Raw genomic sequence first — 14,294 nt, 5'->3', positions numbered from 1 at the left:
GGCGATACGCCAAGGAATTGTGCCATGTTGTTTAACGCTCATCGTTTGAAGCTGGCGGCCGCATGTATGGGGCTGGCGGCGACGGCATCGGTCGCGCTGGCCCAGGCCGACCCTCCCGCTTCGGACGAGCTGCTGGTCCCGGGCCTGAGCCTGTCGCCGCTGGGCGCCCGGTCCATCGGGCCCAAGGCTTTGCCCAACGTCGACCTGTCGGCCGAGATCCTGTTCCAGGTCCTGGCATCCGAAGTCGCCGCCCAGCGGGGCGCGTTCGGGCCCGCTACCAGCACGTCGCTGGAACTGGCCCGCCATACGCGCGATCCGCGCCTCGCGCGCAGGGCGGTCGAATTCGCCCTGGCCGGCGGCGACCTGGTGCGCGCGCTCGATGCGGCGCAGATGTGGGCCGAGCTGGACCCGGCCGACGTCGAGGCGCGCCAGACGGCGCTCTCGCTGGCCGCGGCGGCCGGCAGGGTGGAAGGCATGGGATCGGCGTTGCGCGCCCGCATTTCGGCCGCGCCCGACAAGTCCGTGGCGATCGTCGAAGCCCGGCGCGTGGTCGCGCGCCTGGAAGACAAGCGCCGGGCGCTTGCCATTCTCGAAGAGGCGCTGGCCGACGTGCGCAACCTGCCGGAAGCGCATCTTGCGCTGGCGCGCGTGGCGGCGGCCGCCGGCGATAACGCCCGCGCGCTGCGCGAGGCGCGCGCCGCCCTCGAGGCCCAGCCCGATTCCGAGGCGGCCGCCATGCTGGCGCTGCAAATGGGCATAGAAATCGAGCCCGAGCAGTCCGTGGCGCGCGCCCGCGCCTTCATCGCCACCCATGCCGAATCGCGCAACCTGCGCGTGCTGCTGGCGCGCGCGCTCGCCTCGCTGAAGGACTACGACGGCGCCCGCTCCGAACTGCAGGCGCTGGCACGCGCCAATCCCGAGGACTTCGAGATCCTGTACATGCAGGGCGTGCTGGCCTACCAGTCGCAGCGCCCTTCGGAAGCCGACGGCTATCTCAAGCAATATCTCGACATCCACGAGCAGCGCATCGGCGCCGACAAGGGGCTGGCGCCGCTGCCCGAGGCCGACAACGCGCTGTTCCTGCGGGTGCAGATCGCCGAAGACCAGCAGCGCTACGACGATGCCTTCGACCTGCTCGCCAAGGTCGACGACCCGGACGCCGCGCTCGCGGCGCGCCTGCGGCAGGCGGTGCTGCGCGGAAAGCAGGGCAGGCTGGACGAGGCACGCAAGATCCTGTCCATCATCGACCCGCGCAGCGCCCGGGAAGGGACGCAGGTGGCCTTGACCGAGGCGCAGATCCTGCGGTCGGCCGGCCAGCGCGACGAGGCGGTCAAGGTCCTCGAGGCAGCCAGCGAACGCTACCCCGATACGCCCGATCTCATGTACGACCTGGCCATGCTGTACGAGCAGCAGAACCGGATCGACGAGATGGAGAACCGGCTGCGCCGCATCATCGCGGTCAAGCCCGACCACGCCCATGCCTATAACGCGCTCGGTTATTCGCTGGCCGACCGCAACATCCGCCTGGCCGAAGCCAAGAAGCTGATCGAGCGCGCCCTGAACCTGGCGCCCGACGATCCCTTCATCGTCGACAGCATGGGCTGGGTCTACTACCGCATGGGCGACAACGCCCGGGCATTGTCCTATCTCGAGCGCGCCTACCAGTTGCGGCCCGACGCCGAGATCGCCGTGCACCTGGGCGAGGTCCTCTGGGCCTCCGGGCAACAGGCGCGAGCCCGCCAGCTGTGGCGCGAAGTCCAGGCCAAGGATCCTTCCAACGCCGCGCTGCGGGGCACGCTTGCGCGCCTCGACGTGACGCTGTGATGCGGTCGCTTCCACGCCTGGCCCGCGCCGCGGTGGCCGGCGGGTTCATCGCGCTTCTCGCCGCCTGCGCCGTCCCGGTTCCCATTCCCGCCCCGCAGGGCGCGGAGGAGAGCCGTTCCCTGTCGCGCGTGGGACGCTTCGCGCTGCGGGTCGAAGAGCTGGGCGGCAAGCAGAACGCGGTCCAGGGCAGCTTTGCCTGGCGCGACGACGGCAGCCGCCTCGCCCTCGACCTGGTGTCGCCGCTGGGCGCGACCCTGGCCCGGGTCGAGGCCGGCCCCGGCGAAGCCGTGCTGCGCGAATCGAATGGCAAAGAGACCCGCGCCGGCGATCCCGACGAACTGGTCGGCATCGTGCTGGGCAGCGACATCCCGGTGTCCGGGTTGCGCGACTGGTTGCGCGGCCGCGTCGCGCCGCAGTCGCCGGCCACCGTGGCCCAGCGCGACGAGCAGGGGCGCCCGCTGGTGTTCGACCAGGCCGGCTGGCACGTCACCGCACGGCAATACGATGCGCTCGGCCCCACGCGGCTGCAGATGGCGCGCAACGAGGCCGGCCAGGAGGTCGACCTGCGCCTGGTCATCAATCCCTAGGCCCCATCCGCCATGGCCGCCGAGCTGCGCGACGTCCCCGCGCCCGCCAAGATCAACCTGTTCCTGCACGTCGTCGGCCGGCGCGCCGACGGCTATCACCTGCTGCAGACCGTCTTTCGTTTCATCGACCTGCAGGACACCCTGCACCTGCGCGCGCGCGGCGACGGCCGTATCGTGCGCGTTCGCGACTTGCCCGGCGTGCCCGCGGATGCCGACCTGACGGTGCGGGCCGCGCGGGCCTTGCAGCAGGCCACGGGCTGCACGCTCGGCGCCGAGATCGACCTGGAAAAGCGCATACCGGCGGGCGGTGGCCTGGGTGGGGGCTCGAGCGACGCCGCGTCCGTGCTGCTGGCCCTGAACCGCTTGTGGAACACCGGACTGACGCGGCGGCAACTGATGCAGCTCGCGCTGCCGCTGGGCGCCGACGTGCCGGTTTTCGTGTTCGGCCGCAATGCCTTCGCCGAAGGCGTGGGCGAGGAATTGACCGCGCTGTCGCTGCCGCCCCGCTGGTACGTGGTGGTCCAGCCCGACGCCAGCGTGCCCACCGCGGAAGTTTTCCAGGCTCCCGAATTGACAAGAGATACGCCACGCGTCAAAATAGCGGACTTTCCTCGGGGCGCATTTAACGGTGCCTTCAGGAACGATCTGGAGCCTGTCGTTTTTGCCCGGTTTTCCGAAGTCGGGCGTGTCGCGGCGGCGCTTTCCCAGGCGCTGGAAGGCGCCCGGGTCAGGATGTCCGGATCGGGCGCGTGCCTATTTGTCGAATGCGACACGCAGGCGCAGGCCGATGGCGCGGTGTGCAAAATCGCCGCTACAATGCAGGATCAGCCCGGCGGGCTGTCGGCGTTGAGAGTCAACCAGGCATGTGCCGGGCTCGATGCGCATCCGCTGCTGGACTGGGCCGCTTGAAAGGGCCATCAGCGCGAACGTTCGTCGCAGCCGGACGTTCATGCAGAAAGTTTCGATGCCCACGCAGTTCCTGCGGGGGCAACGAGTTGGGGAGTCGCCAAGTTGGTTAAGGCACCGGATTTTGATTCCGGCATTCGAGGGTTCGAATCCTTCCTCCCCAGCCAAAGTCTTTGACCTAAAGCTGTTGATGCCTGTTCGCGTTTCACAGGGTCAACAGCTTTGTTGTTTTGTCGATCGGCCCCGGTTACAGGTCACCCGGGCCACAGCCACGGGCACATGCGTCATGGCGCAAGAAAGCTTCATGATATTCACGGGGACTGCCAACCCCAAGCTGGCGGCGGACGTCGCGAGCCATCTCGGCATACCACTGGGCAAGATGAGCGTCGGTCGCTTCTCCGACGGCGAAGTCATGGTGGAAATCAACGAGAACGTCCGTGGCAAGGACGTCTTCGTGCTCCAGCCCACCTGTGCGCCGACCAACGACAACCTGATGGAAATCATGGTCATGGTCGATGCGCTGCGCCGGGCTTCCGCCGGCCGCATCACGGCGGCCATGCCGTATTTCGGCTATGCCCGCCAGGATCGCCGCCCCCGTTCGGCGCGCGTGGCGATCTCGGCCAAGGTCGTGGCCAACATGCTGCAGGTCGTCGGCGTGGACCGCATCCTGACCATGGACCTGCACGCCGACCAGATCCAAGGCTTCTTCGACATCCCGGTCGACAACATCTACGCTGCGCCCATCCTGCTCAGCGACATCTGGAAACGCAACCTGTCGAACCTGATGGTGGTCTCGCCCGACGTGGGCGGCGTGGTCCGCGCCCGCGCGCTGGCCAAGCGCCTCGAGGTCGACCTGGCCATCATCGACAAGCGCCGTCCGCGGGCCAACGTGTCCGAAGTGATGAACATTATCGGCGACGTCGATGGCCGCACCTGCATCATCATGGACGACATGGTCGATACCGCCGGCACGCTGTGCAAGGCCGCCCAGGTCCTGAAGCAGCGCGGCGCCCTGGCCGTGTACGCCTATTGCACGCACGCCGTGCTGTCGGGCGGCGCGGTGGGCCGCATCGCCGAATCCGACCTCGACGAGTTGGTGGTGACCGACACCATTCCCGCCAGCGACGAGGTCAGGGCATGCAGCCGCATCCGCCAGCTGTCGTGCGCCGCCCTGATCGGCGAAACGATGCTGCGCATTTCGCGGGCCGACTCGGTCAGCTCGCTGTTCGTCGAATAAGTTCTGCTCTTCGAGCCTTGCCTCGCGCAGGGCTCGAAGGCGAGCCGGAAGCGCTGGTCGCGGCGCTGCCGGACGGAATGCGATGGTCGCGTTCCGTGCACCGCGCGCGGGTATGTCGCCCGCCGCATTTTGGAGAAAACCATGCAATTCAACGCCACTTCGCGTAGCGTCCAGGGTTCGAGTGCGAGCCGCCGCCTGCGCCGCGCCGGCCGTGTTCCCGCCATCGTCTATGGCGGCGACGCAGCGCCCCTGTCGATCGAACTCGACCACAACGAGATCTACCATGCCCTGCGCAAGGAAGAGTTCCACTCCTCCATCCTGAGCATGCAACTCGACGGCAAGGGCACGCAAGTCCTGCTGCGCGCCGTTCAATGGCATCCCTACAAGCCCCAAGTGCTGCACGTGGACTTCCAGCGCGTCGCCGCCGGCCAGGCCCTGCACACCAAGGTGCCCCTGCACTTCGTCAACGCCGAGACCTCGCCCGCCGTCAAGCTCAGCGGCGCGATCATCAACCACGTGTTGAACGAAGTCGAAGTGAACTGCCTGCCGAACGACCTGCCCCAGTTCATCGAAGTCGACCTGGGCAACATCATCGCCGGCGCCTCGATCCACCTGGCCGACATCAAGCCTCCCAAGGGCGTCACGTTCGCCGCGGGCGGCGACATCGTCGTTGCCACCGCCATCGCCAAGCCGGGCGGTGCGGCCGAGGAAGAAGCCGCTCCGGCCGAAGAGAAGTAAAAGACTCCCGGCCTGCGCGCTGGCTGCCGCCGGCGCGGATTTCCGGTTGCGCTTGCGAAAAACCCCGATCGTTTCCCGGTCGGGGTTTTTTCATGGCCGCGAGGCCTGTCGGGAGGCGATGAAGGCTGAGATACGGGATGTATCAGCTCCGCCATTGAAAAGAATTAGAGATATCAGGGGCGATCGGGCACACTGGGATCGTCCGGGCCGGTGCGGCCCGGGGCGATTCCAACTATTCCCGAGCGACGACCATGTCCACTGCCACTCGCCACCTCCTGTCCCCTACGGGCGCGCCCGCTTCCTGGCGCGGTCCGCAGATCGATTGGACCGAAACCTGCCTGTTCCACCTGGACGAAGCGGATATCGACGAAATCGGCCGCGCGCTTGCGGCCCTGAATGCACGAGGCGGGGGGCGGACCCTGCCCTTGCGCCGCCAGGACTTCCCGCTGGACCGGGTGGCGCGCAAGTTGGCGGCGGTTGCCGGGCAGATCTATCGCGGCAAGGGATTCGCCATGCTGCGCGGCCTGCCGCGCACCGAGTACAGCGCCGATGAAATGGCCCAGATCTATTTCGGCCTCTCCGTGCACCTGGGCGTGCCGATCTCCCAGTCCCACCGGGGCGAGCTGCTGGGCCACGTGCTGAACCTCGAAGGCTACGGCGAAGTGGCGCGCGCCTACCAGGACGGCGGCCACATGAACATGCACACCGATTCCTGCGACATCATCGGCCTGATGTGTCTGCGCACCGCCAAGGCCGGCGGCGCGAGCCGGATCTGCAGCGCCCTGGCAATCCACGATGCGCTGGCCGAGAGCCGGCCGGACCTGCTGGCCAGCCTGTACGGCGGCTACTACTTCCGGCGCGGCGACAAGGACGCCCAGCTGGGCGACGGGAGAAAGGTGAGCCTGGCGCCGGTTCCGGTGTTCGACCGGCTCGACGGCTGGCCGCAGCAGGTGGCCTGCTACTTTCTAGGCAGCTACATCCGGCGCGCGGCGCAGGAGGGGCACGGACACTTGACCGACCTCGACAGGGAAGCGATCGCCACCCTGGAGACCATGGCCGAATCGCCGGATTTCTACCTGGACATGCAGTTCCAGGACGGCGACATCCAGTTCCTCAACAATCGCGTGATCGTGCATGGCCGCACGGACTATGTCGACGAAGACGCCATCGAGAAACGCCGCCATCTGCTCCGAGTCTGGCTCAGCGCGCCGGAGTGGCCGCCGCTGGCCGAGCGCCAGGTGATGCACTCGGACGAGGACCACCGGCTCTGGCTGGCGCGCCGGCAGCCCGAACTGGAATTCCCCGAGGCCTATCTCGAATCGCTGCGCGCAAGCGTGGCTTGAATGAATACGTGGAAGGAGACGCGACCAACATGAATAACATCGTCAGAAACGGCATGGGGCGTGCCCGTGCCCTCGCCGCCCGCGCACTGGTGCTCGCGGCCGCCCTGTTCGGCACGATGCCGGCGGGAGCGGCGGAGGAGTATCCCAGCCGCAATCTCGAGCTCATCGTCCCGTACGCGCCGGGGGGATTGCTGGACGTGGCGGGACGCCTGGCCGCGACCTATCTCGCCAAGGAGCTCGGCCAGCCCGTGGTGGTGAGGAACGTGCCGGGAGCCGGCAGCACGATCGGCATGGTGCGGCTGGCCAAGTCCAAGCCCGACGGCTACACCCTCGCGCTGGGCTCGTTCGGCATCCTGCTCAACAGCAGGCTGCGGCCCGACGTGGAATACGATCCGCTGCGCAGCTTCACGCCTATCGGCTACCTGGGCGACCAGGGCTTCGTCCTCATGGTCGCGCCGCAGCACGTGGACGTGGCCAATGTGCGCGAGCTGGTCGAACGCATCAAGGCCAAGCCCGGCGCCTTCACATACGCATCCGGCGGCGTGGGAGCGCCTTCGCACGTGCTTGCCGAGCAGTTCCGCCTGCAGCAGGGCCTGAACATGGTGCATGCGCCATACCAGGGCCAGAACCCCGCCATCATGGCCTTGCTCGCGGGCGACGTGCAGCTCACCCTGCAAACCGTGGCGGGCGCCGAAGACCTCATCCACAGCGGGCGCATCCGCGCGCTGGCGTCCACCGGCTCGGAACGGCCGGCGGCGTTTCCGTCCGTGCCGACCTTCAAGGAACTGGGCATCGAGGGCATGGCCAACGACGGCTGGCTTGCCGTCTTCGCGCCTTCCGGCGTGAGCGCTCCGGTCAAGGAAAAGCTCCGCGCGGCATGGGCGCGGGTTGCGCGCAACGACGAGTTCCGCCAAGCTCTGGCCAAGCGGGCCATCCAGACGCGCGATGTCTCGCCCACGCAGTTCGAGGCCATGATGGCCGAAGACCTCAAGTACTGGACGGAAATCCTGGACAAGACCCGCATCACCTTGAATTGAGCCGCCATGCAGCCGCACCTCCGCCCTCGATGAACACGCCGGAACGACATCCACCGGGTCTCGCGGATCTCAGGCAGCTCAGGCAATTCATCGTGGTGGCCGAGGAGCTCAATTTCCGGCGTGCCGCCATCCGTCTCTGCATGACCCAGCCGCCCCTGAGCACGGCCATCCGGCGACTGGAAGAGACCGTGGGGACGCCGCTCTTCCAGCGCACGCGTTCGTCGGTCTCGCTCACGCCGGCGGGCGTGGTCTTCCTGCGCGAAGCCCGCTACCTGCTGCGGCAGGCCGAAATGTCCGTCGCGGCGGCCAGGGCGGCCACCGAGGGCGCGCGCGAGATCCTCCGGATCAAGAGCATAGACAGCGCGATGCTCAACCTGCTGCCGGAATGGCTGGAGCGATTCTGCGCGGTGGAGGCCGGCATACGCGTGTCCTTGACCACGGGATCCAGCCAGGACGTGATCTCCGCGGTCGAAGGCGGCAGCATCGACGTGGGCGTCTGCGTGCCGGGGGGTGCGAGCCATCCCCAGCTGCGGACGTTTCCCTTCGGCCGCGAGCGGTTCTGCCTCGCGGTGCACCGGGCCCATCGTTTTGCCGGCCTTGGCCGCGTCGGTCTTCCCGACCTGGCGGGGGAACAGCTCGTCACGCATTATCCGCACGCGGCCAGCCCGGGCTATCACGCGGCCGTGAGCGTCGCCCTGCAGCAGACCGGGGCCCACGTGCACGTGCATCAGTCCGAAACGCACCTGCTCGCCACGCTGGGGCTGGTGCGCCTGGGCGTGGGCGTGGCTCTCATTCCCGATTCGACCCGCCGCATCGCGATGGACGGCGTGGTGTACGTGGAGGTGGTGTCGGGGCAGGGGGAAGCCGTGACCTATCCCATCGTGCTGGCGATGCACCACGGCGGGGCCAGCGCGGCCGCGATGCGCTTCTGCGAATTCGTCCGGCAGGACGGGGATCCGGGCGCCCGCCGACAGGGATCGGGCTAAGATAACAGGCCTTTCATTCGAGTCCCGGCCGCCGCGTCGCCGCACCCGGCGGCCGTCCATCGTTTTTCTTGCGCATCGATCCCTTCATGTCCGAACCCATACGCCTCATCGCCGGGCTGGGCAATCCCGGTCCCGATTACGAACGCACCCGGCACAATGCGGGCTTCTGGCTGCTGGACCAGATTGCCGACGACCTGCGCGTGTCGTTCGCGAACGAAAAGCCTTTCTTCGGCCACGTGGCCAAGGCGCGCGTCGATGGGGCGGCGATCCTGCTGGTCAAGCCCATGACCTACATGAACCGGTCGGGCCAGGCGGTCGGCGCGCTGGCGCGGTTCTACAAGCTGGCGCCCGAGCAGATCCTGGTGGCGCACGACGAACTGGACCTGCTTCCCGGCCAGGCCAAGCTCAAGCAGGGTGGCAGCCATGCGGGACACAACGGCCTGAAGGACATCCAGGCCGCGCTGGGCTCGCCGGCGTTCTGGCGGCTGAGGCTGGGTATCGGCCATCCCCGTTCGCTCGGCCTGGCGCAACAGGTGGTGGACTTCGTGCTGCACCCGCCCCGCAAGGAAGAACAGCTCCGCATCGACGAGACCCTGGATCGCGCCCGCGCCATCATCCCGGCCGTGCTCAAGGGCGAGTTCGAACAGGCGATGCAGCAATTGCACAGCGGCAATGCCTGAGGCCCGCGCTTCTCACGCATCCGCCGTCTCGGGCTCGGCCGGCCGGCCACGCTTTCGCGAAGAATTCGCCGACTTCCTGGCTTTCGTCAGGCGGCCCCGGCTGGCGCCGCGCATGCCGCGCGGCGCCTATGGCTACCGCAGCCTGCACGAGGGCCGGCCGCGCTACGCATCGCAGGAATGGCTGGGTGGCGCTGCCGGGCCGCACCTGTTCAACTGGCTGCTGGTGCTGTGGGGCATCAACCTGCTGGTGCTCGGGCCGCTGGCGGCCTCCGTCGCAACGGCCTCGGGCGCCGAACGTCGCCTGGATGCGCTGCATCTGTCGTGGTTCCACGTCGTCCTGTGGGCGCCGGTGGTCGAGGAAATGGTGTTCCGCTTCGGCTTGCGGCGGCCCGCCGTGGCGCCGTGGCTGTTGCCCGTGCTGGTCGCCGCCATGCTGATGCGGCCCAGCCTGATGGCGGCGGCGAGCCTCGTCCTGGCATGCGGCGCCATTGCCGCCGTGCTGGCCTGGCGCCGCTGGCGCTGGCCATGGCGCTGGCTGCGCCGCTACCGCAATGCTTTTCCCATCGTCTTTCATCTGTCCACGCTGGCGTTCGCCTTCCTGCATCTTTTCAACTTCCGCCTGGGCGAGGCCGGCTGGGTGCTGTTGCCCTTGCTGGTGCTGCCGCAATGGGCAACCGGGCTGGTACTGGGATGGATGCGCGTGCGCTTCGGCATCGGCGCTTCGATCGCCCTGCATGCGTGCTTCAATGCCGGCCCCATGGCGTTGCTGTGGTTCCTGCAGAACTACGCGCCCGGCGTGCTGGATGGATAATCGGATTCACGCGCAACCCGGAGGACGCTCCAGATGAAACTGGCTCCCACGCTCACGTTCGACAATGCCGTAGTGATGGTCACCGGCGCCAGCAAAGGCATAGGCTTTGCCTGCGCGCGCGCATTCGCGCGGGCCGGCGCGACCGTCGCCGGCGTGTCGCGCAGCCAGGCCAACCTGGAGTCGGCCCGCGCCGCGCTGCGGGCCGAAGGGCTGGACATGCATGTGCTGGCCGCCGATACGAGCGACGAGGCCGCCGCCCTGGAAACGGTCCGCCGCATCGAGGAAGAGATCGGCCCCATCGCGGCCCTGGTCAATTCCGCCGGGGCCGCCCGGCGCTACGCCCCCGAGCAACTGGGCGGCGAGGCTTTCCGCCAGGCCATGGATGCCAAGTACTTCAGCACCATGCACGTGCTGGACGCGGTGGCCAGGCGCATGGCCGGCCGCGGGCGCGGCAGCATCGTCAACGTGGTGGGCCAGGGCGGCAAATCGCCTGGCCCGTTCCATATCGCCGGCGGAGCGGCCAATGCCGCGCTCATGCTGGCCACGGTCGGCTACGCGCGCGCCTATGCGCCACAGGGCGTGCGCTTCAACGCCATCAACCCCGGGCTGACCCGCACCGGCCGGGTAGAGGAAGGCGTGGCCGTGGCCGCCCAGTCCAGCGGCCGCACGCGGGAAGATATCCTGGCCGAACAGGTGGCCGGCATCCCGATGGGCAGGATGGCCGAGCCCGACGAGATCGCCAGCGTCGCGCTGTTCCTGGCTTCCGATCTGGCCAGCTATGTATCGGGGGCCGTCATCCCCATGGACGGGTGCGCGGCGCCGTTCATCTGAAGCGGCGGTTCAGGCGGGGCAGGGTCCCGCATTCATAAAACAAGAATATCAATCTATACAAACAATTCAATTCCGAAAAAGAATGCCCTTTGCTACTGTGGGCAGATCCCGTATCGGAATGCATGAATGAAAGCAGCAGTCTTCGGAGACTATGACCAGGAAGAGCTGGACCGCCAGTACGACAACCAGCGCTATTGCCCAACTTTCCGCGACACGCTGGACGAAGGCGCGCGCCTGAGCCTGCAGGCGCTGCCGCTTTGCACGGAGCGCGACGTGCGCTGGGGCGAGCATCGCGACGCCCGGCTCGACATCTACCGGCCGCCGGGGGCCGGCCCCCATCCGGTGGTGGTCTACGTGCATGGCGGCGCCTGGCTGGGTCAGAGCAAGGAGGAAAGCGCCTTTGCCGCGCCCAGCTTCGTGCGGGACGGCTGCGTCTACGTGGCGCTCGGCTTTCCGCGCGCCTCGCAGGTGCCTTTTGCCGACATGGTGGCCGCGGTGCGAGAGGGCATCGCCTGGATCGTGCGCAACATCGCGCGCCATGGCGGCGATCCGGCCCGCATCGTGCTCATCGGCCACTCCTCGGGCAGCCACCTCGTCACGCAATGCCTGATCCACGACTGGAAGGCGCAGGGGCTGCCGGGCAACGATTTCGCCGGCGCGGTGCTGGTCAGCGGGCTGGGGCATCTCGAACCCGTGCGCCTGTCGTACCGCAACCAGCGGCTGCACCTGACGCCCGCGCAGGTCCGGGAATTCTCGCTGCTGACCAACGAGCCCACGGGCCGCACGCCCGTGGTCGTGGCGGTGGCCGCCGGCGATACCGACGAATTCCGGCGGCAGAGCCGCGAAGTGGCGCAGTACTGGCGCGAGCGCGGTCTCCTGGCTTCCGAACACGTCTTCGAAGGACGGCATCATTTCGACGTCATCCTCGACCTGTGCGACAGGTCGAGTCCCTTGTATCGCGCCGTCATGGAACTGGCAGGAGGCAGCGGCGCGCGTTCAACCTGAGAGGATACCGATATGTCCCGCTCATCCGCTTTTACCGCGCCGTGCCGCATGCTCGCCGCGGCCCTGCTGCTGTGCACCCCCGGCATCGGCGCGCAGGCCGCCGACAACTGGCCGTCGCGTCCCATACGCGTGGTCGTGCCCTACGCGCCCGGCAACGCGGGCGACGTCACCTTCCGCATCGTGCAGCAGGAGCTCGAGGCGCGCCTGGGCGCGAATTTCTACATCGACAACAAGAGCGGGGCGTCGGGCAACATCGGCGCCGAGGACGTGGTGCGGTCCGCGCCCGACGGCTATACGCTGCTGCTGGGCGCGACCAACAACTTCGTCACCAACCAGTACCTGGCCAAGCTGCGGTACGACCCGGCCAAGGATCTCGTGCCGATCACGGTCGTCAATAACGCGCCGGCGGTGATCGTGGTCAATGCCAGCCTGCCGGCGAACAACCTGGCCGAACTGACCGCCTATGCCAAGAAGAACCCAGGCAAGCTCAACTACGGCACGCCGGGCAGCGGCACGGCGCCGCACCTGATCGGCGCGCTGTACGCGCAATCCGCCGGCATAGAGCTGGTGCACGTGCCTTATCGCGGCTCGCCGCCCGCTGTCCAGGCGCTGCTGGCGGGCGACGTCCAGATCTTCTTCGCCTCCGCCGGGATCAGCACCGTGGCGGGCCACATCGCCAGCGGCAAGCTCAAGCCGCTGGCGGTGGCGGCGCCCAAGCGGCTGCCGGCGCTGCCCGAGGTGAAGACCACGGCGGAACAGGGGCTGCCGGACCTGGTGGCGGGCAACTGGTGGGGTCTCGCCGCCCCGGTGGGAACCGATCCCGCCATCGTCCAGAAACTGGCCGACGCGGTGAAGGCCGCCGTCGCCAAGCCCGAGATCGTGCAGCAGTTCGAGAAGCTGGGCCTGACTTCCGTGGGCAACAGTCCGTCGGAGTTCGCCTCCCAGATCACGCGGGAGGCGGCGACCTGGAAGGGGATCATCGATAAGGCCGACATCAAGGCGGAGTAGCGGCGCGCGCCGGGAGCCGGGCGGGCCGGCAAAGGAACGGGGGGCGGTACAATGCTCCCCAGCTCCTTTTGATGACAACATAGGTTTCCCCCATGGCCCTCCAGTGCGGCATCGTGGGCCTGCCCAACGTCGGCAAGTCCACACTTTTCAACGCCTTGACCAAAGCCGGCATCGCCGCGGAAAACTACCCCTTCTGCACGATCGAGCCCAACGTGGGCGTGGTCGAAGTGCCCGATCCGCGCCTCGCGGCCCTGGCCGAGATCGTCAAGCCCGAGCGCATCGTGCCCGCCACGGTGGAGTTCGTGGACATCGCCGGCCTGGTGGCGGGCGCCAGCACGGGCGAAGGCCTGGGCAACCAGTTCCTGGCCCACATCCGCGAAACCGACGCCATCGTCAACGTCGTGCGCTGCTTCGAGGATCCCAACGTGGTCCACGTGGCCGGCAAGGTCGACCCCATCGCCGACATCGAAGTCATCGAGACCGAACTCGCGCTGGCCGACCTGCAGACCGCCGAGAAGGCCCTGCAGCGCCACACCAAGACCGCCCGTGCCGGCGACAAGGACGCCGCCAAGCTCGTGGCTGTGCTGGAGAAGTGCGTGGCCCAGCTCAACGAGGCCAGGCCCATCCGCGCCATGGATCTTTCCGACGACGAGAAAGCATTGATCAAGCCGCTGTGCTTCATCACCGCCAAGCCCGCCATGTACGTGGGCAACGTCAAGGAAGACGGCTTCACCGGCAATCCCCTGCTGGACAAGCTGGTCGATTACGCCAACAAGCAGAACGCGCCCACGGTGGCCATCTGCGCCGCCATCGAGGCCGAGCTGGGCGAGATGGACGACGAGGACCGCGCGGTGTTCCTGGCCGACATGGGCATGGAAGAGCCCGGCCTGAACCGGCTGATCCGCGCCGGCTTCAAGCTGCTCGGCCTGCAGACCTACTTCACCGCCGGCGTGAAGGAAGTGCGCGCCTGGACCGTGCCCATCGGCGCCACCGCGCCGCAGGCAGCGGGCGTGATCCACACCGACTTCGAGCGCGGCTTCATCCGCGCGCAGACCATCGCCTTCGACGACTTCATCCAGTACAAGGGCGAGGCGGGCGCGAAGGAAGCCGGGAAGATGCGCGCGGAAGGGAAGGACTACATCGTCAAGGATGGGGATGTGATGAACTTCTTGTTCAACGTCTGACCCTTCCCCGAGAAGAACCCGCCGCAACGGCGGCCCCCGGCCCCGGCAAACCGTTGGACGGATCGTTTCCGGAGGACTAGCATTAAGATTCGTTTTTGTATCTTAATGGTGTATGCG

Annotated in this window: 14 protein-coding genes and 1 tRNA gene; all 15 read left to right on the top strand. The window is 67.8% G+C overall.

Features of this window, described 5'->3' with window-relative positions:
- Positions 1-24: 24 nt before the first annotated feature.
- Entirely contained in the window at positions 25-1,824 is a 1,800-nt protein-coding gene (locus tag CDO44_RS00490) for a tetratricopeptide repeat protein (RefSeq protein ID WP_158213174.1), read from the top strand.
- Positions 1,824-2,411 carry an outer membrane lipoprotein LolB gene (locus CDO44_RS00485; protein WP_087778174.1) on the top strand — a complete coding sequence of 196 codons (588 nt, stop codon included), beginning with the start codon at positions 1,824-1,826 and terminating at the stop codon, positions 2,409-2,411. Before CDO44_RS00490 ends, CDO44_RS00485 begins: the two co-directional genes overlap by 1 nt.
- Positions 2,412-2,423: 12 nt before the next feature.
- Positions 2,424-3,320, top strand: coding sequence for a 4-(cytidine 5'-diphospho)-2-C-methyl-D-erythritol kinase (ispE, locus tag CDO44_RS00480; protein WP_087778173.1), 897 nt, complete (start codon positions 2,424-2,426; stop codon positions 3,318-3,320).
- 87 nt (positions 3,321-3,407) lie between these two features.
- Positions 3,408-3,484 (top strand) — tRNA-Gln (locus tag CDO44_RS00475).
- 119 nt (positions 3,485-3,603) lie between these two features.
- Positions 3,604-4,554 carry a ribose-phosphate pyrophosphokinase gene (locus tag CDO44_RS00470; RefSeq protein WP_198951259.1) on the top strand — a complete coding sequence of 317 codons (951 nt, stop codon included), beginning with the start codon at positions 3,604-3,606 and terminating at the stop codon, positions 4,552-4,554.
- A 141-nt stretch (positions 4,555-4,695) separates the two neighbouring features.
- Positions 4,696-5,292, top strand: coding sequence for a 50S ribosomal protein L25/general stress protein Ctc (locus tag CDO44_RS00465; protein ID WP_087778171.1), 597 nt, complete (start codon positions 4,696-4,698; stop codon positions 5,290-5,292).
- 251 nt (positions 5,293-5,543) lie between these two features.
- Positions 5,544-6,635 (top strand): TauD/TfdA family dioxygenase, encoded by a 1,092-nt coding sequence (locus tag CDO44_RS00460; RefSeq protein ID WP_087778170.1) that lies wholly within the window; start codon positions 5,544-5,546, stop codon positions 6,633-6,635.
- Between the two features lie 29 nt (positions 6,636-6,664).
- Positions 6,665-7,672 (top strand): tripartite tricarboxylate transporter substrate binding protein, encoded by a 1,008-nt coding sequence (locus CDO44_RS00455; RefSeq protein ID WP_087778169.1) that lies wholly within the window; start codon positions 6,665-6,667, stop codon positions 7,670-7,672.
- A 29-nt stretch (positions 7,673-7,701) separates the two neighbouring features.
- Positions 7,702-8,658 (top strand): LysR family transcriptional regulator, encoded by a 957-nt coding sequence (locus CDO44_RS00450; RefSeq protein ID WP_087778168.1) that lies wholly within the window; start codon positions 7,702-7,704, stop codon positions 8,656-8,658.
- Positions 8,659-8,744: 86 nt separating this feature from the next.
- Positions 8,745-9,338, top strand: a complete 594-nt coding sequence (gene pth, locus CDO44_RS00445) for an aminoacyl-tRNA hydrolase (RefSeq protein WP_087778407.1) — start codon at positions 8,745-8,747, stop codon at positions 9,336-9,338.
- Complete coding sequence (locus CDO44_RS00440; protein ID WP_087778167.1) at positions 9,331-10,149, top strand: CPBP family glutamic-type intramembrane protease; 819 nt, start codon at positions 9,331-9,333, stop codon at positions 10,147-10,149. The genes pth and CDO44_RS00440 overlap by 8 nt, the downstream gene beginning before the upstream one ends.
- Positions 10,150-10,182: 33 nt before the next feature.
- A complete protein-coding gene (locus CDO44_RS00435; RefSeq protein WP_198951258.1) occupies positions 10,183-10,980 on the top strand; it encodes an SDR family NAD(P)-dependent oxidoreductase in 798 nt (265 codons plus the stop codon).
- A 126-nt stretch (positions 10,981-11,106) separates the two neighbouring features.
- Positions 11,107-11,985 carry an alpha/beta hydrolase gene (locus CDO44_RS00430; RefSeq protein WP_087778166.1) on the top strand — a complete coding sequence of 293 codons (879 nt, stop codon included), beginning with the start codon at positions 11,107-11,109 and terminating at the stop codon, positions 11,983-11,985.
- Positions 11,986-11,997: 12 nt separating this feature from the next.
- Complete coding sequence (locus CDO44_RS00425) at positions 11,998-12,993, top strand: tripartite tricarboxylate transporter substrate binding protein (RefSeq protein WP_087778165.1); 996 nt, start codon at positions 11,998-12,000, stop codon at positions 12,991-12,993.
- Between the two features lie 92 nt (positions 12,994-13,085).
- Positions 13,086-14,177, top strand: coding sequence for a redox-regulated ATPase YchF (gene ychF / locus CDO44_RS00420; RefSeq protein WP_087778164.1), 1,092 nt, complete (start codon positions 13,086-13,088; stop codon positions 14,175-14,177).
- Positions 14,178-14,294 lie beyond the last annotated feature (117 nt).

The sequence above is a fragment of the Pigmentiphaga sp. NML080357 genome, assembly GCF_002188465.1.
Lineage (GTDB): Bacteria > Pseudomonadota > Gammaproteobacteria > Burkholderiales > Burkholderiaceae_B > Pigmentiphaga.
Note: the sequence above shows the minus strand (reverse complement) of the source record. Positions and strands in the feature narration are given on the sequence as shown.

Coding starts and splice junctions, on each gene's coding strand:
- CDO44_RS00440 (WP_087778167.1), top strand. CDS start 9,331: ATGCCTGAGGCCCGCGCTTCTCACGCATCCGCCGTCTCGGGCTCGGCC.
- CDO44_RS00435 (WP_198951258.1), top strand. CDS start 10,183: ATGAAACTGGCTCCCACGCTCACGTTCGACAATGCCGTAGTGATGGTC.
- CDO44_RS00450 (WP_087778168.1), top strand. CDS start 7,702: ATGAACACGCCGGAACGACATCCACCGGGTCTCGCGGATCTCAGGCAG.
- ispE (WP_087778173.1), top strand. CDS start 2,424: ATGGCCGCCGAGCTGCGCGACGTCCCCGCGCCCGCCAAGATCAACCTG.
- CDO44_RS00425 (WP_087778165.1), top strand. CDS start 11,998: ATGTCCCGCTCATCCGCTTTTACCGCGCCGTGCCGCATGCTCGCCGCG.
- CDO44_RS00485 (WP_087778174.1), top strand. CDS start 1,824: ATGCGGTCGCTTCCACGCCTGGCCCGCGCCGCGGTGGCCGGCGGGTTC.
- pth (WP_087778407.1), top strand. CDS start 8,745: ATGTCCGAACCCATACGCCTCATCGCCGGGCTGGGCAATCCCGGTCCC.
- CDO44_RS00490 (WP_158213174.1), top strand. CDS start 25: ATGTTGTTTAACGCTCATCGTTTGAAGCTGGCGGCCGCATGTATGGGG.
- CDO44_RS00465 (WP_087778171.1), top strand. CDS start 4,696: ATGCAATTCAACGCCACTTCGCGTAGCGTCCAGGGTTCGAGTGCGAGC.
- CDO44_RS00460 (WP_087778170.1), top strand. CDS start 5,544: ATGTCCACTGCCACTCGCCACCTCCTGTCCCCTACGGGCGCGCCCGCT.
- ychF (WP_087778164.1), top strand. CDS start 13,086: ATGGCCCTCCAGTGCGGCATCGTGGGCCTGCCCAACGTCGGCAAGTCC.
- CDO44_RS00455 (WP_087778169.1), top strand. CDS start 6,665: ATGAATAACATCGTCAGAAACGGCATGGGGCGTGCCCGTGCCCTCGCC.
- CDO44_RS00430 (WP_087778166.1), top strand. CDS start 11,107: ATGAAAGCAGCAGTCTTCGGAGACTATGACCAGGAAGAGCTGGACCGC.
- CDO44_RS00470 (WP_198951259.1), top strand. CDS start 3,604: ATGGCGCAAGAAAGCTTCATGATATTCACGGGGACTGCCAACCCCAAG.